This window comes from Curtobacterium sp. MCLR17_039, assembly GCF_003234745.1.
Lineage (GTDB): Bacteria > Actinomycetota > Actinomycetes > Actinomycetales > Microbacteriaceae > Curtobacterium > Curtobacterium flaccumfaciens.
The window spans coordinates 1-26,773 of the sequence record NZ_QKTF01000015.1; the positions used below are offsets into that span (position 1 = coordinate 1).

General features: G+C 71.1%; 25 protein-coding genes and 2 pseudogenes. 16 read left to right on the forward strand and 11 right to left on the reverse strand.

Features of this window, described 5'->3' with window-relative positions:
* Positions 1-6,191 (forward strand): Ig-like domain-containing protein (locus tag DEJ00_RS15075; protein ID WP_220038883.1); only part of this gene is annotated, 6,191 nt, incomplete at its 5' end.
* Positions 6,192-6,286: 95 nt separating this feature from the next.
* Here the strand turns inward: DEJ00_RS15075 and DEJ00_RS15080 are convergent.
* On the reverse strand, positions 6,287-7,480 hold the full coding sequence (locus DEJ00_RS15080) for a RimK family alpha-L-glutamate ligase (protein ID WP_027465990.1): 1,194 nt from the start codon (positions 7,478-7,480) through the stop codon (positions 6,287-6,289).
* Positions 7,481-7,567: 87 nt separating this feature from the next.
* On the opposite strand from DEJ00_RS15080, the gene DEJ00_RS15085 reads away from it, so the two are divergent.
* Complete coding sequence (locus DEJ00_RS15085) at positions 7,568-8,050, forward strand: RimK/LysX family protein (protein WP_027465989.1); 483 nt, start codon at positions 7,568-7,570, stop codon at positions 8,048-8,050.
* 118 nt (positions 8,051-8,168) lie between these two features.
* Here DEJ00_RS15085 and DEJ00_RS15090 read toward each other — a convergent pair whose 3' ends face one another.
* Positions 8,169-9,062: an alpha/beta hydrolase family protein gene (locus DEJ00_RS15090; protein ID WP_111057909.1), complete on the reverse strand. Its 894-nt coding sequence runs from the start codon at positions 9,060-9,062 to the stop codon at positions 8,169-8,171.
* On the reverse strand, positions 9,059-9,646 hold the full coding sequence (locus tag DEJ00_RS15095) for a TetR/AcrR family transcriptional regulator (protein WP_111057910.1): 588 nt from the start codon (positions 9,644-9,646) through the stop codon (positions 9,059-9,061). The genes DEJ00_RS15090 and DEJ00_RS15095 overlap by 4 nt, the downstream gene beginning before the upstream one ends.
* 62 nt (positions 9,647-9,708) lie before the next feature.
* Between DEJ00_RS15095 and DEJ00_RS15100 the strand changes: the two genes are divergently transcribed.
* The gene (locus tag DEJ00_RS15100; protein WP_220038884.1) at positions 9,709-10,911 is read left to right on the forward strand and encodes an MFS transporter; all 1,203 of its coding nucleotides are present in this window, start codon (positions 9,709-9,711) and stop codon (positions 10,909-10,911) included.
* On the opposite strand, the gene DEJ00_RS15105 is transcribed toward DEJ00_RS15100, so the two are convergent.
* Entirely contained in the window at positions 10,817-11,149 is a 333-nt protein-coding gene (locus DEJ00_RS15105) for a YciI family protein (RefSeq protein ID WP_111057912.1), read from the reverse strand. The genes DEJ00_RS15100 and DEJ00_RS15105 overlap by 95 nt on opposite strands.
* A gap of 65 nt (positions 11,150-11,214) precedes the next feature.
* Here DEJ00_RS15105 and DEJ00_RS15110 point away from each other — a divergent pair, with 65 nt between their 5' ends.
* The 4 genes from DEJ00_RS15110 (at position 11,215) to DEJ00_RS15125 (ending at position 15,287) form a co-directional block, all read left to right on the forward strand.
* Positions 11,215-12,489 (forward strand): sensor histidine kinase, encoded by a 1,275-nt coding sequence (locus DEJ00_RS15110; RefSeq protein WP_111057913.1) that lies wholly within the window; start codon positions 11,215-11,217, stop codon positions 12,487-12,489.
* Positions 12,471-13,187: a response regulator transcription factor gene (locus DEJ00_RS15115; RefSeq protein WP_111057914.1), complete on the forward strand. Its 717-nt coding sequence runs from the start codon at positions 12,471-12,473 to the stop codon at positions 13,185-13,187. Before DEJ00_RS15110 ends, DEJ00_RS15115 begins: the two co-directional genes overlap by 19 nt.
* A 145-nt stretch (positions 13,188-13,332) precedes the next feature.
* Positions 13,333-14,214 (forward strand): ABC transporter ATP-binding protein, encoded by an 882-nt coding sequence (locus DEJ00_RS15120; RefSeq protein ID WP_071245065.1) that lies wholly within the window; start codon positions 13,333-13,335, stop codon positions 14,212-14,214.
* Positions 14,211-15,287, forward strand: a complete 1,077-nt coding sequence (locus tag DEJ00_RS15125) for an ABC transporter permease (protein WP_027465983.1) — start codon at positions 14,211-14,213, stop codon at positions 15,285-15,287. Before DEJ00_RS15120 ends, DEJ00_RS15125 begins: the two co-directional genes overlap by 4 nt.
* 75 nt (positions 15,288-15,362) lie before the next feature.
* Here DEJ00_RS15125 and DEJ00_RS15130 read toward each other — a convergent pair whose 3' ends face one another.
* A complete protein-coding gene (locus DEJ00_RS15130) occupies positions 15,363-16,394 on the reverse strand; it encodes a YeiH family protein (protein WP_111057915.1) in 1,032 nt (343 codons plus the stop codon).
* Positions 16,395-16,451: 57 nt separating this feature from the next.
* On the opposite strand from DEJ00_RS15130, the gene DEJ00_RS15135 reads away from it, so the two are divergent.
* From DEJ00_RS15135 to DEJ00_RS18730, 5 genes and pseudogenes are all read left to right on the forward strand, one after another.
* Positions 16,452-17,117: a hypothetical protein gene (locus DEJ00_RS15135; protein ID WP_146247990.1), complete on the forward strand. Its 666-nt coding sequence runs from the start codon at positions 16,452-16,454 to the stop codon at positions 17,115-17,117.
* 90 nt (positions 17,118-17,207) lie between these two features.
* The gene (locus tag DEJ00_RS15140; RefSeq protein ID WP_111057917.1) at positions 17,208-18,038 is read left to right on the forward strand and encodes an alpha/beta hydrolase; all 831 of its coding nucleotides are present in this window, start codon (positions 17,208-17,210) and stop codon (positions 18,036-18,038) included.
* Between the two features lie 146 nt (positions 18,039-18,184).
* Positions 18,185-18,529 (forward strand): hypothetical protein, encoded by a 345-nt coding sequence (locus tag DEJ00_RS15145; protein WP_110864146.1) that lies wholly within the window; start codon positions 18,185-18,187, stop codon positions 18,527-18,529.
* Positions 18,530-18,594: 65 nt separating this feature from the next.
* Positions 18,595-18,702, forward strand: a pseudogene (locus tag DEJ00_RS18725) (DivIVA domain-containing protein); the annotation flags it as partial.
* Positions 18,700-18,849 (forward strand): annotated as a pseudogene (locus DEJ00_RS18730) (DivIVA domain-containing protein); the annotation flags it as partial. The pseudogenes DEJ00_RS18725 and DEJ00_RS18730, both read left to right, overlap by 3 nt.
* A 99-nt stretch (positions 18,850-18,948) precedes the next feature.
* Here DEJ00_RS18730 and DEJ00_RS15155 read toward each other — a convergent pair.
* Together DEJ00_RS15155 and DEJ00_RS18610 are read right to left on the reverse strand one after the other, a co-directional pair.
* Complete coding sequence (locus tag DEJ00_RS15155; RefSeq protein ID WP_071245075.1) at positions 18,949-20,313, reverse strand: MFS transporter; 1,365 nt, start codon at positions 20,311-20,313, stop codon at positions 18,949-18,951.
* Between the two features lie 217 nt (positions 20,314-20,530).
* Positions 20,531-20,701, reverse strand: a complete 171-nt coding sequence (locus tag DEJ00_RS18610) for a hypothetical protein (RefSeq protein WP_173035184.1) — start codon at positions 20,699-20,701, stop codon at positions 20,531-20,533.
* Between the two features lie 169 nt (positions 20,702-20,870).
* Here DEJ00_RS18610 and DEJ00_RS15160 point away from each other — a divergent pair, with 169 nt between their 5' ends.
* The 4 genes from DEJ00_RS15160 to DEJ00_RS15175 all read left to right on the forward strand — a co-directional run bounded on the left by DEJ00_RS15160 (position 20,871) and on the right by DEJ00_RS15175 (position 23,535).
* Complete coding sequence (locus tag DEJ00_RS15160) at positions 20,871-21,632, forward strand: LamB/YcsF family protein (RefSeq protein ID WP_111057918.1); 762 nt, start codon at positions 20,871-20,873, stop codon at positions 21,630-21,632.
* The gene (locus DEJ00_RS15165) at positions 21,629-22,288 is read left to right on the forward strand and encodes an allophanate hydrolase subunit 1 (protein WP_111057919.1); all 660 of its coding nucleotides are present in this window, start codon (positions 21,629-21,631) and stop codon (positions 22,286-22,288) included. The genes DEJ00_RS15160 and DEJ00_RS15165 overlap by 4 nt, the downstream gene beginning before the upstream one ends.
* Positions 22,285-23,169, forward strand: a complete 885-nt coding sequence (locus DEJ00_RS15170) for a biotin-dependent carboxyltransferase family protein (RefSeq protein ID WP_111057920.1) — start codon at positions 22,285-22,287, stop codon at positions 23,167-23,169. The genes DEJ00_RS15165 and DEJ00_RS15170 overlap by 4 nt, the downstream gene beginning before the upstream one ends.
* Before the next feature lie 63 nt (positions 23,170-23,232).
* The gene (locus tag DEJ00_RS15175) at positions 23,233-23,535 is read left to right on the forward strand and encodes a putative quinol monooxygenase (RefSeq protein WP_071245078.1); all 303 of its coding nucleotides are present in this window, start codon (positions 23,233-23,235) and stop codon (positions 23,533-23,535) included.
* Positions 23,536-23,604: 69 nt separating this feature from the next.
* Here DEJ00_RS15175 and DEJ00_RS15180 read toward each other — a convergent pair whose 3' ends face one another.
* The 4 genes from DEJ00_RS15180 to DEJ00_RS15195 form a co-directional block, all read right to left on the reverse strand.
* A complete protein-coding gene (locus tag DEJ00_RS15180; protein ID WP_111057921.1) occupies positions 23,605-23,787 on the reverse strand; it encodes a hypothetical protein in 183 nt (60 codons plus the stop codon).
* 63 nt (positions 23,788-23,850) lie between these two features.
* On the reverse strand, positions 23,851-24,912 hold the full coding sequence (locus DEJ00_RS15185) for a DUF2891 domain-containing protein (RefSeq protein ID WP_258373705.1): 1,062 nt from the start codon (positions 24,910-24,912) through the stop codon (positions 23,851-23,853).
* The gene (locus DEJ00_RS15190; protein ID WP_111057922.1) at positions 24,899-25,981 is read right to left on the reverse strand and encodes a DUF979 domain-containing protein; all 1,083 of its coding nucleotides are present in this window, start codon (positions 25,979-25,981) and stop codon (positions 24,899-24,901) included. Before DEJ00_RS15190 ends, DEJ00_RS15185 begins: the two co-directional genes overlap by 14 nt.
* Complete coding sequence (locus DEJ00_RS15195) at positions 25,978-26,685, reverse strand: DUF969 domain-containing protein (protein WP_027465970.1); 708 nt, start codon at positions 26,683-26,685, stop codon at positions 25,978-25,980. The genes DEJ00_RS15190 and DEJ00_RS15195 overlap by 4 nt, the downstream gene beginning before the upstream one ends.
* Between the last annotated feature and the right edge of the window lie 88 nt (positions 26,686-26,773).

Genomic DNA, 26,773 nt, shown 5'->3' on the forward strand with positions numbered 1-26,773 from the left:
CCCCGACCCCCACCCCCGAGGCGCAGCCCACGACCGACGAGGCCACGCCGAACGAGACGCCGATCAACGTGTACGTCGATGGAGCCGCGGACGCGATCGGTCAGCCGGGACAGCGGTTCGAGACGTCGATCTTCAACGTCAAGAACGTGAGTGGCTTCACGATCCCGAGCCGTTCGCTCGACTTCCACTGGACCATCACCGGCCCCGCGACCTTCACACGCGGACGACCGCCGTTCTCCGTGGCGAACTCAGGCACGGCGAACGTCGCGAACTGCACGTTCACGTCCTCCACGCAGACCGACTGCCTCGGCGGGAACCCCCAGCCACTCAACACCGGAGGAGCGAACTTCAACCACATCCGGGTGCCGATCACCGTCGACGTTTCCGCTCTGCCGGGCGACGTCATCACGGTGCACGGCTCGTTCGCCCCGAACGCCGCCACCGACTACGTGAACTCGAGCGAGCAGACGACATCGACGTGGAAGGTCACCATCCCGCTGACCGCCGCCGTCATCGACGAGCCGACCGCAGCCGTCGGGCCGAAGCCGACCATCACCGGCCAGGGCGTCCCCGGTGGCACCGTCGACGTGGCCGTCGGTGACCGGGCGCCGGTGAACGTCCCCGTCGGCGACGACGGCACCTGGTCGCTCCCCGTCACCGAGGCGCTGTCGGAGGGGTCGGTCACCGTCACCGCCGTGCAGCACCGCAACGGCTTCACCGCCGACCCGACCACGGCGACCCTCGACGTCGACGCCACCGCCCCCGACGTCCCGATCGTCGACGACCCCGGCACCCTCGCCGACCCGACCGGACCCATCACCGGCACCGCCGAGCCAGGCGCCATCGTCATCGTCCGCGACCCCGCCGGCAACGAACTCGGCCGCGATCGTGCGAACGAGGCCGGCGACTTCTCCGTCCGTCTCGACGCACCGCTGCCCGAGGGTGCGACCGACCTCGTGGTCGTCGCCGCCGATGCGGTCGGCAACGAGTCCGGCCCGGCGACCGCGACCGCGGTCGTCCCGGACACCACCGCGCCCGATGCTCCGGTCGTCGAGCGCCAGGACCTCGCGACCCCGACCGGCCCGGTGGTCGGCACCGCCGAGCCCGGCTCCATCGTGATCATCCGCGACCGGGACGGCGACGAGATCGGGCGCGGCGAAGCCAATGACGACGGCGACTTCTCGGTCGAGTTGGACGAGCCACTGACCGAGGGCGACCACGGCCTGGAGGTCGTCGCGCAGGACGACGCCGGCAACGAGTCGGCTCCCTCGCCCGTGACCGTCACCGCACCCGACGTCACCGCACCCGACGCACCGATCAGCACGACCCCCGAGTTCCTCGCCGACGGCACCGGCCCCTTCACCGGGTCGGCCGAACCCGGTTCGACAGTGATCGTGCGCGACGCCGACGGCAACGAACTCGGCCGTACCGAGGCCCGCGACGACGGGCAGTTCACCGTCGTGCTCGACGAGCCGCTCGACGACGGCGCGCACGACCTCGAGCTCGTCGCGCAGGACGAGGCCGGCAACGTCTCGTCCCCGACGCCGGTCACGGTGGACGTGGACGACGACGCTCCGAACGCACCGATCGTGACCGGTCCGACCGAACTCGCTGACGGCAAGGGACCCATCACCGGGACCGCGGAACCTGGCTCGATCGTGATCATCCGAGATGAAGACGGCAACGAGATCGGCCGCGGTGAGGCCAACGACGACGGCGACTTCTCGATCGAACTCGACGAGCCCCTCGACGACGGCGAGCACAAGCTCGAACTCATCGCCGAAGACAAGGCCGGCAACATCTCGACCCCCACCCCGGTCACCATCGACGTCGACACCGAAGCACCCGACGCACCCGTCGTCACCAGCCCCAAGGACCTCGCTGACGGCAAGGGGCCCATCACGGGTACCGCGGAGCCGGGCTCGATCGTGATCATCCGCGACGAGGACGGCAACGAGATCGGCCGCGGCGAAGCCAACGACGACGGCGACTTCTCGATCGAGCTCGACGAGCCCCTCAACGACGGCGAGCACAAGCTCGAACTCATCGCCGAAGACAAGGCCGGCAACACCTCCGAAGAGACGACGACCACCGTCGACGTCGACACGAAAGCACCGACCGCGCCCGTCGTCACCAGCCCCAAGGACCTCGACAACGGCAAGGGTCCCATCACCGGGACCTCCGAGCCCGGCTCCACCGTGATCGTCCGTGACGAGGACGGTAACGAGATCGGCCGCGGTGAGGCCAACGACGACGGCGACTTCTCGATCGAGCTCGACGAGCCGCTCGATGACGGCGAGCACAAGCTCGAGCTGATCGCCCAGGACGACGCCGGCAACAACTCCGAGGAGACGAAGACCACCGTCGACGTCGACACGAAGGCACCGACCGCACCGGTCGTGACCAGCCCCTCTGACCTCGCTGACGGCAAGGGCCCGATCACCGGGACCGCCGAGCCCGGCTCGACCGTGATCATCCGAGACGAGGACGGCAACGAGGTCGGCCGCGGCGAAGCCAACGACGACGGCGACTTCAGCATCAAGCCGGACGAGCCGCTCAACGACGGCGAGCACAAGCTCGAACTGATCGCGCAGGACAAGGCCGGTAACGAGTCCGACCCGACCGACACCACGGTTGACGTCGACACTGAAACGCCCGACGCACCCGTCGTCACCAGCCCGTCCGACCTGAGCGACGGCAAGGGCCCGATCAGCGGGACCGCCGAGCCGGGCTCCACCGTGATCATCCGAGATGAAGACGGCAACGAGATCGGCCGCGGGGAGGCCAACGACGACGGCGACTTCTCGATCGAGCTCGACGAGCCCCTCGACGACGGCGAGCACAAGCTCGAACTGATCGCGCAGGACAAGGCCGGTAACGAGTCCGACCCGACCGACACCACGGTTGACGTCGACACTGAAACGCCCGACGCGCCCGTCGTCACCAGCCCGTCCGACCTGAGCGACGGCAAGGGCCCGATCAGCGGGACCGCCGAGCCCGGCTCCACGGTCATCATCCGCGACGAGGACGGCAACGAGATCGGCCGCGGCGAAGCCAACGACGACGGCGACTTCTCCATCGAACTCGACGAGCCCCTGGATGACGGCGAGCACAAGCTCGAACTCGTCGCCCAGGACGACGCCGGCAACACCTCCGAGGAAACGAAGACCACCGTCGACGTCGACACGAAGGCACCGACGGCGCCAGTCGTCACCAGCCCGTCCGACCTGAGCGACGGCAAGGGCCCGATCAGCGGGACCGCCGAGCCCGGCTCCACGGTCATCATCCGTGACGAGGACGGCAACGAGATCGGCCGCGGTGAGGCCAACGACGACGGCGACTTCTCGATCGAACTCGACGAGCCCCTCGACGACGGCGAGCACAAGCTCGAACTCATCGCCGAAGACAAGGCCGGCAACATCTCGACCCCCACCCCGGTCACCATCGACGTCGACACCGAAGCACCCGACGCACCCGTCGTCACCAGCCCCAGCGACCTCGACAACGGCAAGGGCCCCATCACCGGAACCGCCGAGCCCGGCTCCACCGTGATCATCCGCGACGAGGACGGCAACGAACTCGGCCGCGGCGAAGCCAACGACGACGGCGACTTCTCGATCGAACTCGACGAACCGCTCGACGACGGCGACCACAAGCTCGAACTCATCTCCCAGGACGACGCCGGCAACACCTCCGAAGAGACGAAGACCACCGTCGATGTCGACACGGAAGCCCCCACGGCACCGGTCGTGACCAGCCCCAAGGACCTCGACAACGGCAAGGGACCCATCACGGGTACCGCGGAACCCGGCTCCACGGTCATCATCCGTGACGAGGACGGCAACGAGCTCGGCCGCGACGAAGCCAACGACGACGGCGACTTGTCCATCGAACTCAACGAGCCCCTCGACGACGGCGAGCACAAGCTCGAACTGATCGCTGAAGACAAGGCGGGCAACACCTCCGAAGAGACGAAGACCACCGTCGACGTCGACACGAAGGCACCGACCGCACCCGTCGTCACCAGCCCCAAGGACCTCGCTGACGGCAAGGGCCCGATCACCGGGACCGCCGAGCCGGGCTCGACGGTGATCATCCGCGACGAGGAGGGCAATGAGATCGGCCGCGGCGAAGCGAACGACGACGGCGACTTCAGCATCGAGCTGGACGAGCCCCTCGACGACGGCGAGCACAAGCTGGAACTCGTCGCCCAGGACGACGCCGGCAACAACTCCGAGGAAACGAAGACCACCGTCGACGTCGACACGAAGGCACCGACGGCGCCCGTCGTCACCAGCCCGTCCGACCTGAGCGACGGCAAGGGCCCCATCACCGGCACCGCCGAACCCGGCTCCACGGTCATCATCCGCGACGAGGACGGCAACGAACTCGGCCGCGGCGAAGCCAACGACGACGGCGACTTCTCGATCGAACTCGACGAACCGCTCAACGACGGTGGCCACAAGCTGGAACTCATCGCCGAAGACAAGGCCGGCAACGAGTCCAACCCGACCGACACCACGGTCGATGTCGACACCGAAGCCCCCACGGCCCCGGTAGTGACCAGCCCCAAGGACCTCGCTGACGGCAAGGGACCCATCACGGGTACCGCGGAACCCGGCTCGACCGTGCTCATCCGCGACGAGGACGGCAACGAGATCGGCCGCGGCGAAGCCAACGACGACGGCGACTTCAGCATCGAGCTGGACGAACCGCTGACCGACGGCGAGCACAAGCTCGAACTGATCGCCCAGGATGACGCCGGCAACAACTCCGATGAGACGAAGACCATCGTCGACGTCGACACCGAAGCGCCCACGGCCCCGGTCGTGACCAGCCCCAGCGACCTCGACAATGGCAAGGGCCCGATCACCGGCACCGCCGAGCCGGGCTCCACCGTGATCGTCCGCGACGAGGACGGCAACGAGATCGGCCGCGGGGAGGCCAACCACGACGGCGACTTCTCGATCGAACTCGATGAGCCGCTCGACGACGGCGACTACAAGCTCGAACTCATCTCCCAGGACGACGCCGGCAACACCTCCCAAGAGACGAAGACCACCGTCGACGTCGACACGAAGGCACCGACGGCGCCCGTCGTCACCAGCCCGTCCGACCTGAGCGACGGCACCGGCCCCATCACCGGCACCGCCGAGCCCGGCGCGACCGTGATCATCCGCGATGAAGACGGCACCGAGATCGGCCGCGGCGAAGCCAACGACGACGGGGACTTCAGCATCGAGCTGGACGAGCCGCTGACCGATGGCGAGCACAAGCTGGAACTCGTCGCCCAGGACGACGCCGGCAACAACTCCGAAGAGACGAAGACCACCGTCGACATCGACACGAAGGCACCGACCGCACCCGTCGTCACCAGCCCGTCCGACCTCGCTGACGGCAAGGGCCCGATCAGCGGGACCGCCGAGCCCGGCTCCACCGTGATCATCCGCGACGAGGACGGCAACGAACTCGGCCGCGACACCGCGGACGAGAACGGCGACTTCGAGATCGTCCTCGACGAGCCGCTCACGGACGGGGCGCACGACCTCGAACTGATCGCGCAGGACAAGGCCGGCAACGAGTCGGACCCGACGAAGACCACCGTCGACGTCGACACCGAGGCCCCGGCGGCACCCGTCCTCGAGGCGTTCGACGACATCGTCGACGGCACCGGCATCGTCCGGGGCTCCGCCGAGCCCGGCTCGACGGTCGTCATCCGCGACGCCGACGGCCGCGAGATCGGCCGTGGAACCGCCGACTCCGACGGGCGGTTCGCCTTCCGGACGACGGTTCCCCTGGAGCCGGGAGCACACCTGCTGTCGGTCGTCGCCGTGGACCGCTTCGGCCACGTCTCACCGGGCTCGAGCATGCTCGTCACGCTCGTCCCCGAGAGCGAAGGCGATGACGATGGCGATGCCGAGAACGACCACGGGGCCGGAACGGGAATCGCGTTCCCGGTGATCGTGACCCCGGGCACGGGCACGCAGGTCGGCACGACCGACGACCGCTCCGCACCCGCTCCGGAAACCGACGGGACCCACACCACCGGCACCGCCACCACCAACCGTGAGCTCGCCTTCACCGGTGTCGAGCTCGGCGGCTGGCTCGCCGCCGCGCTGACCGCGCTCGGGCTCGGCGCCGTCCTGCGCCTGCTCGCGCGCCGACGCCAAGGCGACGTGCGCGGCGACTGACCCCCGGACTGCGGACTGGAGGCCCGGATCACGTACCCGACGAGGGGACGCGATCCGGGCCTCCCGGCTGTCACGGCGCTGCAGCGCCCGAGCGCTCAGCCCTCGGTCTGCAACGGCTCCTTCGGCAGCTTCCGCACCTTCGCGCGCCGCTTGCGGCGCTCAGGGATCATCGACCGCATCTCCTCGAGCTTGCCGAAGCAGAGCAGGCGGTCCCCCGGCTCGAGGGCGACGCCACTGCGCGGGTTCGGGATGACGTTCGAGCCGCGGTGCAGCGTGAGGACCGTGATGTCACGGTCCCAGAGCCCGGACTCCTTGATCGTCTTGCCGACCAGGTCGGCGTTGGTGTGCACGAGGAGCTCGGCGACGCCGTAGCCGGTCGAGACGGACAGCCGCTGGCGGACGTCGATCTCGGGGAACGCGACCTGGTTCGCGATGAAGTCGACGATCGCACCGGCGATGTCGAGGCCGGTGGCGCGCTCGACGCCCTCGAGTCCTGGCGAGGAGTTGACCTCCATCACGAGCGGCCCGTCGTTGCCCTCGAGCATGTCGACGCCGGCGACCTTGAGGCCCATGATCTGCGCCGACCGCACGGCAACGGCCTCGTACTCGGGCGAGAGCGTGACCTTCTCGACGGTGCCGCCGCGGTGCACGTTCGAGCGGAACTCGTCGCCCGAGGCGGTCCGGCGCATCGCCGCCACGACCCGGTCACCGACGACGAGGGCCCGGATGTCACGACCGCGGCTCTCGGCGATGAACCGCTGGATCAGGACGTTCTGCTTGGTGGAGTGCAGGGTCTCGACGATCGACTCGGCCACCTTCGCCTCGGGTGCCAGGATCACACCGATGCCTTGCGTGCCCTCGAGGAGCTTGATGACGACGGGCGCGCCACCGACCCGTTCGATCGCCCCGCGCACGTCGTTGCGGCCGGCCACGAAGGTCGTCGCCGGCATGCCGATGTCGTGCCGCGACAGGATCTGGTTCGCCCGGAGCTTGTCGCGCGAGTTCGTGATGCCGTTCGCCGTGTTCGGCGTGTAGACGTCCATCTGCTCGAACTGCCGCACGACGGCGGTGCCGTAGTAGGTGATCGAGTTGCCGATGCGCGGCAGCACGGCGTCGTAGTCGCTCAGCAGCTTGCCGCGGTAGAGCAGGTCCGGATCATCGCCGGACAGGTCGATCGCGAAGCGCAGGGTGTTGAGCACCTTGACCTCGTGACCGCGGTCGAGTGCCGCTGCGCGGAGGCGCTGGGTCGAGTACGCCTGGGGCGCGCGCGACAGGATGGCGAGTTTCATCGAGGGGTTCTCCGCTGGGTCGGATCGACGGCGACGCTCCATCAAAGCATGCGGACGTGGCCACGGAGCATGCGACAGGATGGGCACATGGCCCGAGCTCCGAAGTCCTCCGACAGCGGGCTCGTCGTCGCCGGGTGGCGGGAGTGGGCGGGACTGCCGGACCTCGGCGTGCCGTGGATCAAGGTGAAGCTCGACACCGGCGCCCGGAGCTCCGCGTTGCACGCCTTCGACCTCGAGGAACTGCCCGGCGAGCGGGTCCGGTTCTCGCTGCACCCCTGGCAGGACACCGATGCCGACGCCTCCACCATCGAGTGCGACGTGCACGACCGCCGCATCGTCCGCAGCTCGACCGGGCACACCCAGGAGCGCATCGTCGTCCGCACGCGGATCGCGTTGGCCGGGCAGGTCGTCGAGTCCGAGGTCACCTTGAGCAACCGGGACCAGATGGGGTTCCGGATGCTCGTCGGTCGCGAAGCGCTCCGGCAGGGCTTCCTCGTCGATCCTGCACGGTCCTTCATGGCCGGGCGGGCTCCGAAGGAGATCCGGCGCCGCAACCGCGGTCGCGCCTGAGCGCGCCCGGTCACGCGGCACGGGCCGTCGCGGTGACCGGCCGACGGCCTGGAGGCGCGGTGCGGGGCCGCCACGGGCCTCCCGTCCGCCTCGACGCGCGGCCAGGGCGCGGGCCCGGTCAGTGACCGAGGTGGCGGCCGAGGAAGGCGAGCTGCTGCGGCGCCAGGCGGCGCCAGTAGCCGTGCGTGTGGGCGCCGGGTGCGAAGCCTCCGGCCGGAGGCGTGGCGAAGCCGTCGACGTAGGCGTGCACCGCCGGCGCGAACCCGTCGCCGTTGCCGCAGTCGACGCGGACGGCGACCCCGTCCAGGGCGCGCTGCCGCCCGAGGACCGTGTTCGCGCGGAAGTCCGCAGCGTCGTCGAAGGCGCCGCGAGCGGTGTCGGCGGCCGACTTCCAGAGCGCGGGGCTGATGGCCGAAACGGCCCGGACGCGCGAGGCGCCGAGGACTCCGCCGAGCCGGAGAGCGCCGAAGCCACCCATCGAGTAGCCGGTCAGGGCGAGGCGGTCCGTGTCGAAGCCGCGGCGGGCGATCAGGGGCAGGAACTCGTCGACGACCATCGCGGCGGGGTCGTCCCCGTCGGCTCGTGGGTGCCAGTAGCGGTTGCCGCCGTCGATCGAGGCGATCGCGAACGGTGCTCCTCCGTCGGCGACGTGCGCTGCGAGGAACCGGTCGTAGCCCAGGCTCCGCCCGAAGAACGAGGTGTGGTCGTCGCCGTAGCCGTGCAGGGCGACCGCCACGGGCAAGGGGGTGTCGGATGCCGGGGCCGCGATCGTCCACCCGACGGTGCGGCCGTTCCGAGCGGTCGAGACGAAGGTGCCGGAGGCGGTGGGGACCGCCTCGACGTCGGGGACCGTGCCGTCGGCGCCGTCCAGACCGAGGACCCGGTACAGGGTCGAGCGTCCGGGCAGCAGGCCGAGGTTGATCCCCTCGGCCACGGCTCCCGCGGCGACGACGCCCGTGCCACCGATCAGCAGGGAGCGGCGGGTGATCGTGGCAGCACGCGATCGGGTCATGTGGTGGGCGCCGTTCCGTCTGGGGTGTGTTCCCGGATGAGGGACGCGGCGACGGACCGTGCCGTCGTCGTGTCGAGCGCGGGGTCGCGCAACCGCATCGCAAGGTAACCGGAGACGATGAGGAGCAGCTGGTCGGCGAGGACCTCGGCACCGGGACCGACCACCGGCACCGCCCGTGCCACGAGCCGCCGGCGCAGGGTGGTGGTCTCGAGGTCCAGGACCTGCCGGACCTCGGCGGGGGCGTCGGCGTACTCGGCGGCGGTGCCGAGGAAGGCGCACCAGCGGGAGCCCGTGGGCGTCGAGCGGTAGTCGTCGAGGGCGTCGAACACCGCCAGGAGTCGGCCCAGGTCGTCCCGTTCGGCGGCGACCGCACGGTCCCAGGTGGCGATCCAGTCCTCGTGACGACGGGTGAGGGCCGCGGCGACCAGGGACTCCTTGCTCGCGTAGCCGCGGTACAGGGTGGCCGTCGAGACCCCGGCCCGTTCGAGGACCGCGTCGATCGGGGTGGCGGCGATGCCCTGTGAGAAGAAGAGCTCCTCGGCGGCGTCGAGCAGCCGTTGCTCGGTCCCTGGGCGCATCACCATGAGAGCACCCTAGGCTCTGAAAAGTGAAACGATCGTTTTCGTTACGACATCGACTGCTCCTGGTGAGCGGACTCGGCCTGATCGCCGCCACCTACGGCCTGGTGCGCCTGGCGTACGGACTGTTCCTGCCCGACGTGCAGCGGGACCTGGGGCTCCGGGCAGACGCCGCCGGGTGGGTCTCATCGGGTGCCTCGGCGCTGTACTGCGTCGGTGCGGTGGCCGGGTTCCTGCTCGCCGCACGGATGCCCCGCGTGCTCGTCACGGTCGCGACCCTGGTGGCGGGAGCCGGTGCGATCGCCATGGCGACGGCCGGCGGGGCGCCGGCGTTCGGCATCAGCGCCGTGGTCGCGTCGGCGGGCGCCGGACTCGCGTCGCCCGCCCTCGTCCGGATCGTCGCGGCGCAGGTGCCCCAGGCGCTGCAGGGCCGCGCGCAGGCGATCGTGAACGCCGGCACCGGCCCCGGGCTGGTGGGCGCCGGCGTGCTCGCACTCGTGCTGCTGCCCGACTGGCGGGCGGCCTGGGCGGTGTCCGGGGCGTTCGCCCTGGCCGTCGGAGCGTTGCTGCTCGTGGTGTCCCGCGGCGGGACTGCCGCGTCCCGGTCACCGCTGCCCGGCGCTCCCTGGTTCGCGGCGCACCGAGGGGTGCTCGTGCTGGCCCTGCTGTTCGGGGCCGGGTCCGCCGTCGTCTGGACCTACGGACGTTCGGCGCTGGTGGAGGCCGGCGCGTCGGTCGTCGTCTCGGTGTCGGCCTGGATCGCGCTCGGGATCGGCGGAGCGGCCGTCGTGGTCACCGCGCGTTGGACGAACGGACTGCGCGCCCGGACGCTCTGGGCGGTCACGGCGGGGTCGGTCGCCGTCGCCGTCGTGGTGCTGGGGGCAGCGCCGCAGTCGACGGTCGCGGCACTGCTGGCGTGTGCCGTGTTCGGCTGGGGCTACACGGCGGCGACCGGGGCGCTGATCGCGTGGACGACCGAGATCGATGCCGAGCGGTCGTCGGCCGGCACGTCGATGCTGTTCGTCGCACTCGTGCTCGGGCAGGCCGTCGGCGCCGCGGCTGCCGGAGCGCTCGTCGGTGCGACCGGGTTCGTCGCGACGTTCGTGGTCGGGGCGGTCGTCACCGCGGCGAGCGCCGTCCCCGCGGTGGCCCGTCGGCCGGGTGGGGTCCGCGCCGTCAGAGCAGCGGGCGGAGCTCGATCTTCCGGTTGCACGCCTGCGACGCCTGGTGCGCCACCCGGGCAGCCGTCTCGGCGTCCGGGAGGTCCATGACCCAGAACCCGGCGACGTACTCGTCGGGGTCGGGCCGGTTCGTCGTGTCGACCGCGCCCCCGCGGGCGTCGACCACGGTGGCGTCTGCCGGTGCGGAGACCCCGGCGGCGAACACGATCGCGTCGGCCATCCGTTCGTTGAAGGCATCGACCGCGGCGACTTCGGCGTCGGTCGCGGAGTACGTGTTGCCGACGGCGGCGGCCTGGCCGTCGTCGATGACGTTGACGAGGAACTGCATGGCGTCTCCCCTGCTCGTTGGCGGGAGGCTACTCCAGGTCGAGCGCACCCAGTAGCGTTTCCTGCATGGGGACGACGGCGGAGTGGTCGCGACTGCCGGTGGGGCGGCACGAGTACCGGCAGGACACGGTGCTCGCCGTGGTGCTAGCCGGCGGGCTCGCCGTCACGACGTTCCTGTACGGGTCGGCCGGTACGTACGGTGACGACCAGGCCGAGTGGTGGGTCTCCGCGCTGATGATCGTCGCGAACGCGGCACCGATCGCGTTCCGCCGACGGTTCCCGATGTCGGTGGCCCTGGTGTCGGCGGTGGCGTTCGCCGCGACGCAGCTGCTCCAGGTGCCCGAGGTCTTCCTCGTCAACTTCACGCTCTTCATCGCGCTGTACACGGTGGGTGCGTGGTGTTCCGACCGGGTGCGGGCCGAAGCGGTGCGCTGGGTCGTCATCGGCGGCATGTTCGCGTGGTTGTTCGTCGCGATCTCGTTCGGGTGGGCGTCACCGAACGCTCTGCCGAACGACACCGACTCCCCCGTGGCGCCCTACGTCGCGATCTCGCTGCTCAACATCGTCATCAACGTGATCTACTTCGGCGCCGCCTGGTACGCCGGCAACCGCGCCTGGGCCTCCGCGGTCGCACGACACGAGCTCGCGGAACGCACCGCCGAACTCGCCGCCGAGCGGGAGCGGTCCGCGGCACAGGCCGTCACGATCGAGCGGGTGCGGATCGCCCGCGAGCTGCACGACGTGGTCGCCCACCACGTCTCGCTGATGGGCGTGCAGGCGGGTGCTGCACGGCGCGTGATCGACCGCGACCCCGCGCAGGCCACCGCCTCGCTCGGGGTGGTCGAGGAGAGCGCCCGCACCGCGGTGGAGGAACTCCGGCGCATGCTCGGCACCCTGCGCTCCGACGACGACGCGGACGGCCTCGGGGCGGCCGGTGGCGACGGCCCGAGCACCGAGGGCATCACGCGGATCGCCGAACTTGCCGAGTCCGCCCGGGTGGCGGGCCACCCCGCCGAGTACGTCGTCGTGGGCGACGAGCGCCCGGTGCCGCCGACGGTGGCCGCGGTGGCGTACCGAATCGTGCAGGAAGCGGTGACGAACATCCTCAAGCACGCCGGCCCGACCGCCCGCGCCGACGTCCGGGTGCGGTACCTGGACGACGGCGTCGAGGTGGAGGTCACGGACGACGGGCTCGGTGCCCGTGCCGCCCGGAGCACCTCCGGCAGCGGCCTCGGACACGTCGGGATGCGGGAACGCGTCGCCGCCGTGGACGGACGGATCGAGATCGGGCCACGAGCCCGAGGAGGCTACCTGGTGCGGGCATGGCTGCCGACGACGTGAACGGGACGACCGACCTGACGATCGTGCTCGCGGACGACCAGGAGCTCGTCCGCGCCGGGTTCCGCGTGATCCTGGAGTCCGAGCCGGGGTTCCGGGTCGTGGGCGAGGCCGCGGACGGCGCCGGGGCGGTCGAGGCCGTGCAGGAGCTCCGTCCCGACGTGGTCTGCCTCGACGTGCAGATGCCCGGTGTCGACGGGCTCGAGGCCGCGCGACGGATCGCGGCGCTGCCGCACCCGCCGGCGGTGCTCATCCTCACGACGTTCGACAGCGACGACGCACTGTTCCAGGCGCTCGAGGCGGGAGCGAGCGGGTTCCTGCTGAAGAACGCCTCCCCCGAGCGGCTGATCGACGCGGTCCGGACCGTCGCAGCCGGGGACGCCCTGCTCGCGCCGGACGTCACGCGCCGGGTGATCAGCCGGGCGACGGCGTCGGCTGCGGCGCAGCCCTCGGCGACCACCACGACCGCGACACCTTCGACGACGGGCGACGACGCGCTCGCCGCGGCTGGGCTCACCGAGCGGGAGACCGAGGTGCTGCGACTCCTCGCCCGAGGCCTGAGCAACGCGGAGATCGCCGCCGAGCTCTACGTCGGCGACGCCACCGTGAAGACCCACGTGTCGAACGTGCTGCAGAAGCTCGCACTGCGCGACCGCATCCAGGCCGTCGTGTGGGCGTTCGAGCACGGCGTCGCCGGCTGACCGAGCCGGGCCGACGCGCGGTCCTCCCCCGCGCGGTGGAGCCGACCACCTGACCAAGTCCCGCCTGGCGGCGGAGGCGGGGCGTGCCTCCCGGCCAATAGCGTCGGACGCAGCGACGACCAGCGTCGCGACGAAGGGGAACGACATGCTCACCATCGAAGGGGTGACCAAGCACTTCGGCGACCGCCGGGTGCTCGACGACGTGGGGTTCACGGTCGGCAGCGGCCGCCTCACCGGCTTCGTCGGCGGCAACGGTGCCGGCAAGACCACCACCATGCGCATCATGCTCGGCGTGCTCCAGGCCGACGCCGGCACGGTCTCGATCGACGGCACCGCTGTCCGCCCCGCCGACCGCCGCCGCTTCGGCTACATGCCCGAGGAACGCGGCCTGTACCCGAAGATGCCGGTGGCCGAGCAGATCACCTACCTGGCCCGGTTGCACGGCGTCGACAAGCGCGCGGCGACGACCCGCACCGGCGAGCTGCTCGAACGCCTCGAACTCACAGCACATGCCGGCGACCCCGTCGAGAAGCTCTCGCTCGGCAACCAGCAGCGCGTGCAGATCGCCGCGGCGCTGGCACACGACCCCGAGGTGCTCGTGCTCGACGAGCCGTTCTCGGGCCTCGACCCGATGGCTGTCGACACCGTGCTCGGCGTCCTGCGCGAGACCGCGGCCCGGGGCGTCCCGGTGCTGTTCTCGAGCCACCAGCTCGACGTGGTCGAGCGGCTCTGCGACGACGTCGTCGTCATCGCCGGTGGCACGATCCGCGCCGCCGGTCCGCAGGAGGAACTCCGCAAGCAGGCCGGGCCCGCCGCGTGGGAGCTGCTGGTCGACGGGGACGTCGCCTGGCTCCGCGACGAGCCGGGTGTGGCCGTACGGGAGTTCGACGGCGGGTACGCGGTCTTCGAGGCCGACGCCGCCACCGCCCAGCGTGTCCTGCAGCGTGCCGTCCAGCACGGCACCGTCGGGTCGTTCTCGCCGCGGGTGCCGCGGCTCAGCGAGGTCTTCCGGGAGGTCGTCCGATGAACAACTCCTTCGTGCAGGCCGTGCGGCTCGTCTCCGCACGTGAGATCCAGGCACGCATCCGCAGCAAGGCCTTCGTGGTCTCGGCGCTCATCCTGATCGGCATGGTCGTCGCATCGATCGTCGTCGGCGGGATCGTGAGCAAGGCCACCGCCGACGACACCACCCCGGTCGCGGTCGTCGACGGCGTCTCGCTGCCGACCACCGGTGGGCTCGACGTCACGGAGTCGGCATCGGTCGCCGACGCCGAACGGCTCGTGACCAAGGGCGACGTCGACGCGGCGATCGTGCCGTCGGACGACCCGCTCGGCTACAAGGTCGTCGGACTCGACGAGGCCCCGTCCGAGGTCGTCTCGGCGTTGAGCGTCACCCCGCGCATCGAGTTGCTCGACCCGGACGCGTTGCCGGGTGGGCTGGTGTACCTCATCGCCATCGCGTTCGGCGTCGTGTACTTCGCGTCGGCGGTGACGTTCGGCCAGTCGATCGCGCAGAGCGTCGTCGAGGAGAAGTCGACCCGGGTGGTCGAGATCCTGATGTCCGCGATCCCGGCCCGAGCACTGCTCGCGGGCAAGGTCCTCGGCAACAGCATCATGGCCTTCGCCCAGATCGTCGCGGTGGCCGTCGCCGCCATCGTCACGTTGGCGGTGACCGGGCAGGACAACATGTTCGCGATGCTCGGCCCGAGCATCCTGTGGTTCATCGGCTTCTTCGCGATCGGGTTCGTGCTCCTCGCGTCGCTGTTCGCCGCGGCGGCCGTGCTGGTGTCACGCCAGGAGGACGTCGGCAGCGTCACCACCCCGGTGATGATGCTCGTGATGATCCCGTACTTCCTGATCATCGTCGCGTACGACAACCCGACGATCCTCGGCATCATGTCGTACGTGCCGTTCAGCGCCCCGATCGGCATGCCCATGCGGATCTTCCTGGGGACCGCCGAGTGGTGGGAGCCGATCCTGTCGCTCGTCATCGTCGCCGCTTCGGTCGTCGCGGTCGTGGTCATCGGCGCCCGCGTCTACGAGAACGCGCTGCTCCGCACCGGCAGTCGCGTGAAGCTGTCCGAGGCGCTGCGCGGCTGACGCCGCCGGCCCGTCAGGTACGGCCAGGAGGCCCGCCCAGCGTGAGCAGATCAGCTCACATCGGGCGGGCCTTCTTCAGAGCAGACCGAAGGCCGCCTGCATGCCCAGGCTCGTCCCCGCCACCAGGACCCACAGCGCGATGCCGAGCAGCATCGGCCGGAACCCGGCACGGCGGAGCGCGGCGAAGTCCGTCGAGCAGCCGATCGCGGCGAGCGCCACCGTGATGAGGAACGAGGCGGCCGTCGCGAACCCCGGCGCCACGGACGCGGGCAGGACCCCGACGGTCCGGAGCAGCACCACCACGAGGAACCCGATCAGGAACCACGGCACCAACCGGAACACCCGGAACCCGCGACCCGGCCCCGAGGCGGGGGCGAGCTGCTCGCGGGAGGCGCGGCGGGCCTCCAGTCCGGCCAGCCCGATGACGATCGGGATGATCATCAGGGTGCGCACCAGCTTCACGACGACCGCGGTGTCGGTCGCCTGGCGGCCGTAGACCGTCGCTGTGGCGACGACGGACGACGTGTCGTTCACGGCGGTGCCCGCGAAGACGCCGAAGGCGTGCTGGCTGAGGCCCAGGGCGTGTCCGAGCAGCGGGAAGGCGAAGACGGCCGCGATGTTGCAGAGGAAGATCGTCGACATCGCGTAGGCGACGTCCGCACTGACCGCGCCGATGACGGGTGTCACGGCGGCGATCGCCGAGGCACCGCAGATGCCGGTCCCGACCCCGATCAGGGTGCGGAGTGCGCCCGAGACCCGGAGCAGTCGGCCGATCCCCCACGCGGCCACCAGGCAGACGACGAGCGTCGCGAGCATCACCGGCAGGGTCTCACCGCCGATGCGCAGGACCTCGCCGATGGACAGCTGCGCGCCGAGCAGGACCACCGCGAACTGCAGGACCCGGCTGGACGAGAACTTCACGCCGGGAGCCAGCGCGGCGAGCGTGCCACCGGTGCGACGCCGGACGATCCACCCCACGACGGCACCGATCAGGACGGCGGGGACGGGACCGCCGACCACCGGGACGACCCGCCCGACGAGGGTGGCGATGATGCCGATCGCCACGGCGAGGGCGACACCGGGTGCGGCGGCACGGACGGACTGCATGGGAACAGCATGTCGCGCCCGCGGCGGATCGGTGGCCGCGACGGGCAGGATGGCACGGTGGAGTACTCCGGGGAACGGTGGGTGCAGCAGCTGCGCGACGGGGAGATGCCGAAGCGGGGGCCGGTGCTGCTCGCGGCGGTCGTCACCACGGCGGTGGGGCTCGCCGCGCTCGTCGCCGAGTTCGCGTTCCCGGACTTCCTGCGCGGCATCGACAGTGCCCGGACGCAGGGGTCGTTCGTGCTGTGGCCGATCGTGGTCACGGGGTTCGGGCTGCTGCTGGCCGTTTCGACGCTGTCCGCCGGGCGAGGCGACCGCCGAACGCTCGCGCGCATCGGAGCGAGGCGGGCACCCCGGTTCCACCTGCCCGTGCTGACGTCCGGCCTGCGCACCTCCGACGACTTCCCGAAGCCCCGCCCCGAGGTCTGGACCGTCGACGAGTTCGGCCTGCACGCGTGGGCACCGTCACGGGACGCGCCGGTGTTCGACCTGCCGTGGGCGCGCATCCGGCGGTTCTCCGTCGCGACGAGGGAGTCCCGCGGCCAGCGTGCCGACTTCGGCGTCTGGATCAGCACGACCGACGGCGACGACGTGGTCGTGCAGCCGCGGTCTGCCCTCGGACGTGGGTTCGAGGCCGGACCGGACAAGCTCGACACCCTCGTACGGGTCCTCCGCACCCTGCAGCGGGAGCTCGGTGTGGCTTCCGCGCCAGCTGACCGTCACTGAGCGGGGGGTGTCGCCCGTCATCTCGACCCGGCCGGTCTCGTCGTTCCAGGTGAAGGTTGCGGTGGTGCGGCGTGCTGCGACACTGCTCCCATGCGGGGGAAGCACCAGGACACGATCGACGTCGCCGATGAACGGATCGACGGACCACACGGGCCGGTCCCCATCAGGCGTTACCGACCCCTGGAACGGAGCGGCGGCACGGGGACCCCGACCCTGGTCTGGGTGCACGGCGGCGGCTTCTTCCGCGGCGACCTCGAGCTGCCCGAGTCCGACGCCGTCGCACGCGCACTCGCCGAGCGCGGGCTGCCGGTCGTGACCGTCGACTACCGCCTCGGACCGCTGCCCGGGCTGCCGTGGCTCGGCCGGCGTGGACCACGTGGGCGACGACGGGCACCGTACGCGCGGGACGAGATCGTCGCCGTGCTCCGCCACCTGCACGACGAGGCACCGTCCGGCCTGCTGCTCGGCGGGGCGAGCGCCGGTGCGTGCCTGGCGGCGTCCGCGGTCGCGGCCGCCCCGCCGCTGGCCGGCCTCGTGCTGACCTACGGGTTCTTCCACGCCCGGCTCCCCCGTGACCGGGCGGTGCAGCGACTCGTCCGAGGGCACCGGCGTCTCACGCACGCGCCGCTGCTGCTCGACCTGAGCAACCGGGCGTACGCGGGTGGCCACCCCACGGCGGTCTACCCGGCGTCCGACGACCTCGACAGGTTCCCCCGAACCCTGGTGATCGACGCCGAGCGGGACGTGATGCGCGCCTCGGGCGAACGCTTCGCGGACGAGCTCGAGGCCGCGGGCAGCGAGGTCGAACGACACGTCCTGCCGGACAGCCGTCACGCGTTCCTCAACCGACCCGGCACGCGGGACTTCGACGACACGATCGAACGCATCGCGGAGTGGGCCACCGGGACCGCCATCCGCTGAACGCTCATCCGCCTGCGAACGGCGGACATCCGGGAACGGCACGCCCACCGCGGACGTACTCTGGAAACGGAAGCAACGGCGGTTCCGAATCCCCTTCGCCACGCTCCCTGCCGTGGCGCCTCACCACCGTGACGAAGAGTTCCATCGTGACCGAACACCTCATCGAGTACGTCGCCCGCGACCGCACGGGCATCACCGCCGTCGTGACACCGACCGGTGTCATCGACGTGGACACCGTGATCCAGCACATCCGCGCCGGCCACGCGGGCTACTACGTGGCTGCCGACTCGTGGAAGCGCACGCCGGTCCGGAGCATGTCCTTCATCGGCGGGACCTACCTGTTCGCCAACTGGGACGGATCGAAGCGGAACATGCTGCACGACCTGGCGTTCCGCTCCCCGACCCGCTCGATCGAGACGCCCCACGAACCGGAGTCGCGGTTCTCGCGGTTCCTCGACGCGCTGTTCGGCAGGCGCACACCGCAGCTCTGACCCCCGGCAACCCGCCCGTGACACGATGGCAGGGCCACGAGAGGCGCCAGCAGAAGGGGGAGGACATGCTCGCACGAGAGGTGGCGGACAAGCGGTTCCGGCCGACGAAGTTCCGCGAGGGGTACGACCAGAGCGAGGTCGACGCGTTCCTCGACCGGATCCAGACCACCCTGGCCGGGTACGAGCAGCGACGCCCCGTCGACCCGCTCACACCGGAGCAGGTCGCAGCGGTCCGGTTCCAGCCGACGAAGTTCCGCGAGGGGTACGACCAGGGGCAGGTCGACGACTTCCTCGACGAGGTCGTCGTCGCACTGCGCCAGCACGGCGCCCGCTGAAGCGGTCACCTGCGGTGCAGGTGACTGCCTGGAGGCGCGGCGTGCGTTGCGGACGCAGGTCGCGCCTCCAGGCGGTCGCGTCGGTCACCGGACCGACTTGATGGGCAGGATCACGAGGGCACCGAGGATGACGGCGACGCCGGCACCCCAGAGCATGAGCGTGTAGTTCTGGCCGCCTCCGATGCCGAGCAGGAACAGGCCGACGGCGGGGGCGAGCGACTGCGGCAGGGCGTTCGCGATGTTGATGACACCGAGGTCCTTGCCGGGGCGCTCCGGGTCGGGCAGCACGTCGACGATCAGGGCGGTGTCGATGGCGGCGTAGATGCCGAAGGCGAAACCGAGGACGATCTCGGCGAAGTAGAACCCGCCGACGCTGTCGACGTGGGCCAGGATCACCAGGCCGACGGCGGTCATGGCCGTCGAACCCCAGACGAAGACCTTGCGACGCTGGATCCGGTCGGACACCCAGCCGGAGACGGCCGCACTGACGAGCAGGGCGATCGTGTACAGGAGCACACCGAACGCCACGGCGCCGACCGCTTCGGCCTGCGGGAGTCCGATGCGGTCCTGCATGTAGAGGAGTCGGTACGTCGTGAACATGAACGTGCCGAAGGTGATGAGGAAGCGGCCCCACCAGGCGAGCCCGAAGTCGCGGTGCTTGATCGGGTTCGTCCAGAACGAGCTGATCAGGTTGATCCAGCTGAAGGGCTTGACCGGCGTCGTCGGCAGGTCGTCACGGGCGACGAACGAGTAGACGAGGACCGCGATGATCGCCAGGACGCCCGGTGCGATGAACAGGACCGGCAGGTTGCCGACCAGGTACACGGCCAGGTAGAGCCCGGCGAGGATCGCGATGTTCTGGGCCAGGGCGATGACGCTCGACGCCTTGCCGCGCTGGAACTCCGGCACGTTGTCAGCGAAGCTCGCCGTGAGCGTGGACAGGACGGCGTTGGCGGAGACCTGCGCCAGCACCCAGGCCAGGGTGAGCTGGAGCACGTCGGGCGAGAACGCGAGCCAGGCGAGGGAACCGACGAAGACGACGACACCGCCGACCATCCAGGGGCGGCGACGTCCCCACCGCGTGCGGGTGCGGTCGGAGAGCGCGCCGAACAGCGGGTTGGCGAACAGAGCGCCGAGCGCGCCGAACGGCAGGACCGAGCCGACGACGGTCTCAGGGCTCGTCGGGTTCAGCTCCGTCGCCTTGATCGACATGCTCACGAAGACGGGCGTGAGCAGGGCGACGAACAGGCCGAACTGGGCGAAGCTGAGGCCCCAGAGGTAGCCGCGGCCCACCCGGACGGTGCTGACGGACTGCGTGATGCCCTCGACCGAGAACGCTCGGGACGCCGCGGCGTCCGTGGCAGTGGCTCCGGCGGCTGCGGTGACCGCTGGGGACGCGGTCCCGGCGATGCCCCGCGTGGGTTCTTCCTTCGACGTCGGTGTCGACATGACTCCTCCTTGAGTCACAGGGGGCTTCGGCGCCCGCTGAATCCCTAGTGCTGCTAGGTGATCGGGACTGTAGCACCGGAAACCTCGTGCCGGAAGGTTTTGTGACGCATGTTTCGTCGGGGGCGGACGGATGCGTGCCGACACAGAACGACACCGCCGTTGTCGGAGGACAACGACGGTGTCGTTCTGCATCGACCCGCAGGCCGGAAAGGAGCCGCTAGTGCTCGCCGTCCTCTTCCGGGTTGAAGTGCGAGTCGTCACCCGTGTGGCCCGCGGCCAGGCCGTCCGGGTTGTTCGGGATGGTGTTGTCGTCGCCGAGGCCGCCCGGCTTCTCGGTGCCCTCGGAGTCGTTCTTCGGGGCGTCCTGCGTGTTGTCACTGTCGGTCATGAGCTGCTCCAGTGCAGAGATCGATCCGGCAGCACTGCCGCCGGTGGTACTGAGGACTCGGACAGTACGTGGCGCACCTCGGAAACCGCCGTCCACCCGGAGGCAACGGATGACAGGGACCGGGACGATCGGTAGATTGTTCAACAACCCGCGAGGACAGGGAGCACCCGTGACCACGATCGACCTGAACAGCGACCTGGGCGAGGGCTTCGGCGCCTGGGCCATGGGCGACGACGCCGCGATGCTCGACGTCGTCTCGAGCGCCAACGTCGCGTGCGGGTTCCACGCCGGCGACCCGACGATCATGCTCACCACCGCCCGCGCCGCCGCCGAGCGTGGTGTGGCGGTCGGGGCACACGTGGCCTACCGCGACCTGATCGGGTTCGGCCGCCGACCCGTGCACGTCACCCCCGACGAGCTGTACGCCGACGTCGTCCACCAGCTCGGCGCGATGGCCGCCACGGCGCACGTCGCCCGCACGGCCGTCACCTACGTCAAGCCGCACGGCGCCCTGTACAACACCGCCTGCGCCGACCCGGTGCAGGCCGAGGCCGTCGTCCGCGCCGTGGCCGACGTCGACCCGTCCCTCGCGGTGCTCGCGCTGCCCGGTTCGGAGCTGCTGCTGGCGGCCGAGCGGCACGGGCTCCGGGCGGTGAGCGAGTCCTTCGCCGACCGCGCCTACGAACCCGACGGCTCGCTGGTGTCACGGAAGCAGCCGGGGTCGGTGCTGCACGACCCGGACGAGGTCGCAGCCCGGGTGCTCCGCATGGTCACCGACGGGCTCGCGACCGCTGTCGACGGGTCCGAGATCGCCGTGCGTGCCGACTCGGTCTGCGTCCACGGCGACTCCCCGGACGCGGTCGCGATGGCCCGTGCCATCCGAGCGCTGCTGACCGAGCACGGCGTGACGATCGCGCCCTTCGCACCGTGACTGGTCCGGAGGTCCGCTCCGCGGGCGGCACCGCACTCCTCGCCACGTTCGACTCCCTCGCCGACGTCGTCGCCTTCCGCGCCGGACTCGCGCAGGCCGCCCTGCCGGGGCTGACCGAGGTCGTCTCCGGCGCCCGGACACTGCTGCTCCGGTTCGACCCGACCACGACGGACGCCGGGCGGCTCCGCGCGGAACTCACGCAGGTCAGCCCGGTCAGCCCGGTCAGCCCGGTCAGCCCGGTCAGCGCCACGCGCGAAGCGCACGACGCCGACCCGCTCGTCATCCCCGTCACCTACGACGGCGAGGACCTCGACACCGTCACCGAGCTGACCGGCATGCGGCGGGACGAGCTCGTGGCGTGGCACACCGGGCAGCTCTGGACGAGCGCGTTCTGCGGCTTCGCACCCGGCTTCAGCTACCTCACCGGCAGCGATCGGCCGCTCGACCTGCCCCGCCGCAGCACCGCCCGCACGGCCGTCCCGAGCGGGGCCGTCGCGGTGGCCGGCGAGTTCAGCGCCGTCTACCCGAGGACCTCCCCCGGCGGCTGGCAGCTCATCGGCCGCACCGACGTCCCGATGTGGTCGCTCGACCGCACGCTCCCGGCGCTCGCCCCCGCCGGCACGCTCGTCCGCTTCGTCGTGGCGGGTGCGGCATGACCGCGCTGACCGTCGTGCAGGTCGGCTACGGCGCGACCACGCAGGACCTCGGGCGCCCGGGCTTCAGCGACATGGGCCTCGGCGCGGCCGGAGCCGCCGACCGCGGGTCCGCAGCGCTCGCCAACCGGCTGGTCGGCAACCGTCCCGACGCGGCCGTCCTGGAGGCCCTGCTCGGCTCCGTCACGCTGCGCGCCGACGCGTACGTGGTCGCGGCCACCACCGGCGCGGCCTGCCCCGTCGAGGTCGAGCGGGCGGACGGGTCGGTCCGCGGGGCGGCGTCACACGAGGTGCTGCTGCTGGCTCCGGGCGACATGCTCCGGGTCGGCACCGCGACCGTCGGCCTGCGCGCCTACGTCGCGGTCCTCGGTGGCTTCGCGGTCGACCCGGTGCTCGGCAGTCGCTCGTGGGACTCCCTCGCGCGCCTCGGTCCGCCGCCGCTGTCCGCCGGTGACGTCCTGCCCGTCGGTGACGCCCGGGTGTCGTGGCCGATCGTCGACGCGGTGCCGCAGCCCGAGCCACGGTGGCCCGACGAGCCGGTCGTGCTCGACGTGGTGCCCGGACCGCGCGACGACTGGTTCACCCCGGATTGGCGTGCGACCCTGACCGGTCAGGACTTCTCCGTCAGCGCGGACAGCGACCGCGTGGGGGTCCGCACCACGGCCGAGACGCCGCTCGCCCGCTCCGTGGCACGCGAGCTGCCGAGCGAGGGCGTGGAGACCGGTTCACTGCAGGTGCCGCCCGAGGGCTTCCCCGTGCTGTTCCTCGCCGACCACCCGGTGACCGGCGGCTACCCGGTCGTCGCGGTCCTGACACCGTCGTCGATCGACCTCGCTGCGCAACTCCGTCCGGGCGATCCGCTCCGGTTCCGCATCGTCGACTGACCGACCCGGAACAAGCGCAGGGGGTCAGGGGTTGGCTTGGACACCGCTGACGAAAGGTTCCCCATGTCGATGACCGTCCTGCTCGAGGTCCAGTTCCAGAGCGATGCCCCCGACGACGCACTCCGGGGTGCGATCCGCGAGACGCTCGAACAGACCGCGTCGTTCCACGGCCTGGAGTCGCTCGAGGTCCTGGTCGACGACGAGGACCCGGCGCGCATGGTCGTCGTCGAGTCGTGGACGACCGCCGAGGACCACGACACCTACGTGGCCTGGCGTGCGACGCCGGAGGGCGCTCCGGCGATGGCACCGTTCCTCGCCGCCACTCCGGTCACCCGCACCTTCGCGCGGACCCTCCCGCTCGATTGAGCGGATACCGACACCGAAGCTGACGCCAACGCCGGTGCTGACGCCGCGGCACGACGCCGGCGCGATCGCTCAGATCGTGTCGTCGTCGGTGTCGAGCGGCACCGGTCGGTCGTCGTCCGGGAGCAGTTCGTCGTCCGCGTCGTCGACCATCGGCAGGTCGTCGGGGTCGAGCACGGTCGGCTCCGGTTCGTAGTCGGTCTCCTGCGCCTCGCGGAAGTCGTCGAGGGTCTCGTCGTCCTTCGGATCGCTCATGGGCCCGAAGGTACCTCCGGATCCTCGACGTGTCCGGAGACGACCAGCGCTCCCGACGAACGATCAGCGGGCGGCGTGCTCCCGGGCCTCCATCGCGTCCCAGGCGAAGCTCGCCAGCCAGTGGGTGGAGTAGTACTCCTCGCCCACGCTCGCCGCGAGCCCGGAGGCCAGCAGCCGATCGGCCGCGTCGTCGAGCAGGTCGGCGATCCCGGTGCCGGAGTCGTCCGTACCGTCGGCGCGGAGTGCGTCCGCGATGCGCCGGGCCGAGCCCGCCCGCGACAGGTCGAGCCCGAACAGGTGCACCTGCTGCGGGTCGTTCTCGTCACGGACCACCGTCGACCGCAGGATCGCGTCGCCCGGCTGCACCGCGGCGAAGAAGCCGCGCGCCCACGTGGTGAACTCCGGGGCGGGCAGCACCGCTCGCATCAGGTCGGCTTCGGCGAGGCCCGCGGACAGGAAGTCGTGCCCGCTCCGCTCCCAGGCGAACGGCCACCCGGCGTCCGCGCCGAACCAGTCCTTCGCAGCCCCCTCGACCGCCGCCGCCAGGGCCGGACGGTCGAGCGACCGGGCGGCCTCGAGCACGAGCAGCAGCCCGAACGCCGAGTTCGAGTGCACGCCGTGCCGGACCGGGTGCGCGGCGCCGTCGATCCACCGGACGACCAGGTCTTCGAGGACGTCGACGACGGGCGCGAAGCCCGGCGCCAGTGCCCGGACGGCGGGCGCCTCGGACGCCGACACCTCGGCGGCGAGCCGCGCGAGCCAGGCCCAGCCGTAGGGGCGCTCGTAGTGCGGCGTCCCACGCAGGTAGGCCGCCTCGGTCGCCAGGTGATCCGTCGTGAGGTGCGCCTGCAGGATCGAGGTGAGCCGGGCCTCCAGGTCGGTGGGCAGGCCGTGCGCGACCAGGCGTGCCGCGAGCCAGTGCATGTGCACCGACGAGTGCCAGTCGTACGACGTGGCGAAGGCCGGGTGGAGCTCGACGGGCAGTGCCCGGTCGTCCGGCCCGGACGTCGCGTGGTGCGCGGCGTAGGGGTACTCGCGGGTCGTGTTGTCCGCGGCGACGGCCGCGAAGCGATCGGCCCACGCGGCCCGGGTCAGGTCGATCGGGGCGGCATCAGAATGCGACAAGGTACATGACTCCCATGTTGACGACGAGCAGGATGGCGGCGGTGGGGATCTGCGCCTTGATCGGGCCGTACTTGTCCCGCATCTCGAGCAGGGCGGCCGGCACCAGGTTGAAGTTCGCGGCCATCGGGGTGACGAGCGTGCCGCAGAAGCCGGCGAGCATGCCGATCGCGAAGATCGCCGCAGGGTTGCCGTCGAAGCCCTGCACCAGCACCGGCCAGCCGATCGCGGCCGTCATGATCGGGAAGGCGGCGAAGGCGTTGCCCATGATGATCGTGAACAGGGCCATGCCCAGGCAGTAGATGACCACGGCGGCGAGCAGCGAGCCGTCGGGCAGGACCGACTTGATGATCGTGCCGACGGCGTCACCGACCCCGGCCTGGGTGAAGACGATGCCGAGCGTCGAGAGCATCTGCGGCAGCAGCGCCGCCCAGCCGATCGCCTGCAGCAGGCGACCGCCCTCGCGGATCGGGGTGGCGATCTTCGGCGGGCGCAGGACGAACACGGCCACGACCACGGCGAGCACCGAACCGATGCCCAGACCGGTCAGGGTCGCACTGCCCTCGGCGAGGAGCGGTTCGACACCGAACGAGACGAGCGGGCCGAGCGTCGCGACCAGCACCGCGACCACCGGCACCACGAGGGCCGGGATGAAGAGCCGGTTGCCGTACTTCGTCGCGAAGGCGGCGCGCTCGTCCGGACTGGTGGTGGCGAGCACACTCGTGCTTCCGCTGCCGGCGTTCGTGATCTTCTGCGTCACGCCGGTGGGTTCGGCGGGGCCGGTCTCGGCACCCGTGCCCGCGCCGGGGATGCTCGCGACCCGGGTGCGGCTCGTCGTGCCGGTGAAGCCGAGTCCGGCGAGCGCGACCATCACGAGGACGGCGATCCCGAGCGTCCAGGCCGGGACGGTGCCGGCGGCGACGAAGGTGCCGTAGAAGAACGACAGCCCGAGGATGCCCCAGAACGCCGCGTTGCCCAGGCGCTTCGCGTGCGCGGTGTCGGTGACGATCAGGACGGCGACGGCGATGAAGAACGCGCCGATGAGCCAGTAGAGCCATTCGCTGGTGATCACGCTGCTGCCCCCAGGGTCGGGGCGTCGGCACGGGCGTCCGCCGCCATCTTGTCGAGTCGGCGGTCGAACAGCAGCAGGCGTCCGCCGTGCACGATGAGCGCCGCGATGCCCGTCGGGATCGCCCACAGGGCCAGGTCGATCGGTTCGAGCGACAGCCCGTAGGTCGAGTCGACGAACGTCGTGATGAGCAGGATCGAGCCGACCGCGACGAAGACGTCCTCGCCGAAGAACACACCAACGGTGTCGGACGACGCCGAGTAGCCCTTGATCTTCTCGCGCATGCGGTCGTCGATCCGCCCGTACTTCTTGGTCGCCGCGCCCTCGGCCATCGGGTAGACCAGCGGGCGCACCGTCTGCGCCGGCCCACCGATGCTGGTCAGGCCGACCGCAGCGGTGACCTGCCGGATCACCAGGTATCCGGCGAGCAGGCGACCGGTCGTGAGCTTGTCGAGCTTCGCGATCAGGCGCTTCGCCTGGTCCTGCAGGCCGTAGCGCTCGATCAGACCGATGACGGGCAGGACGAGCGCGAAGGTCGTGACGGACCGGCTCGAGGCGAACCCGTTGCCGAACGCGTCGAGGATGCCGACGGGACCGATCCCGCCGATGGCCGCGGTCACGATGCCCGCGACCGTGACGACGAGGAGCGCGTTGATGCGCAACGCGAAGCCGACGATGACGACGGCGACGCCGATGAGGACGAACATGCGGGACAGTCTGGACCGCATTGTTCAACAATCGCAAGAGCCGGTTCCGCTCTGTAACACGCCCTTCACAAACGCCACCCGTGCCAGG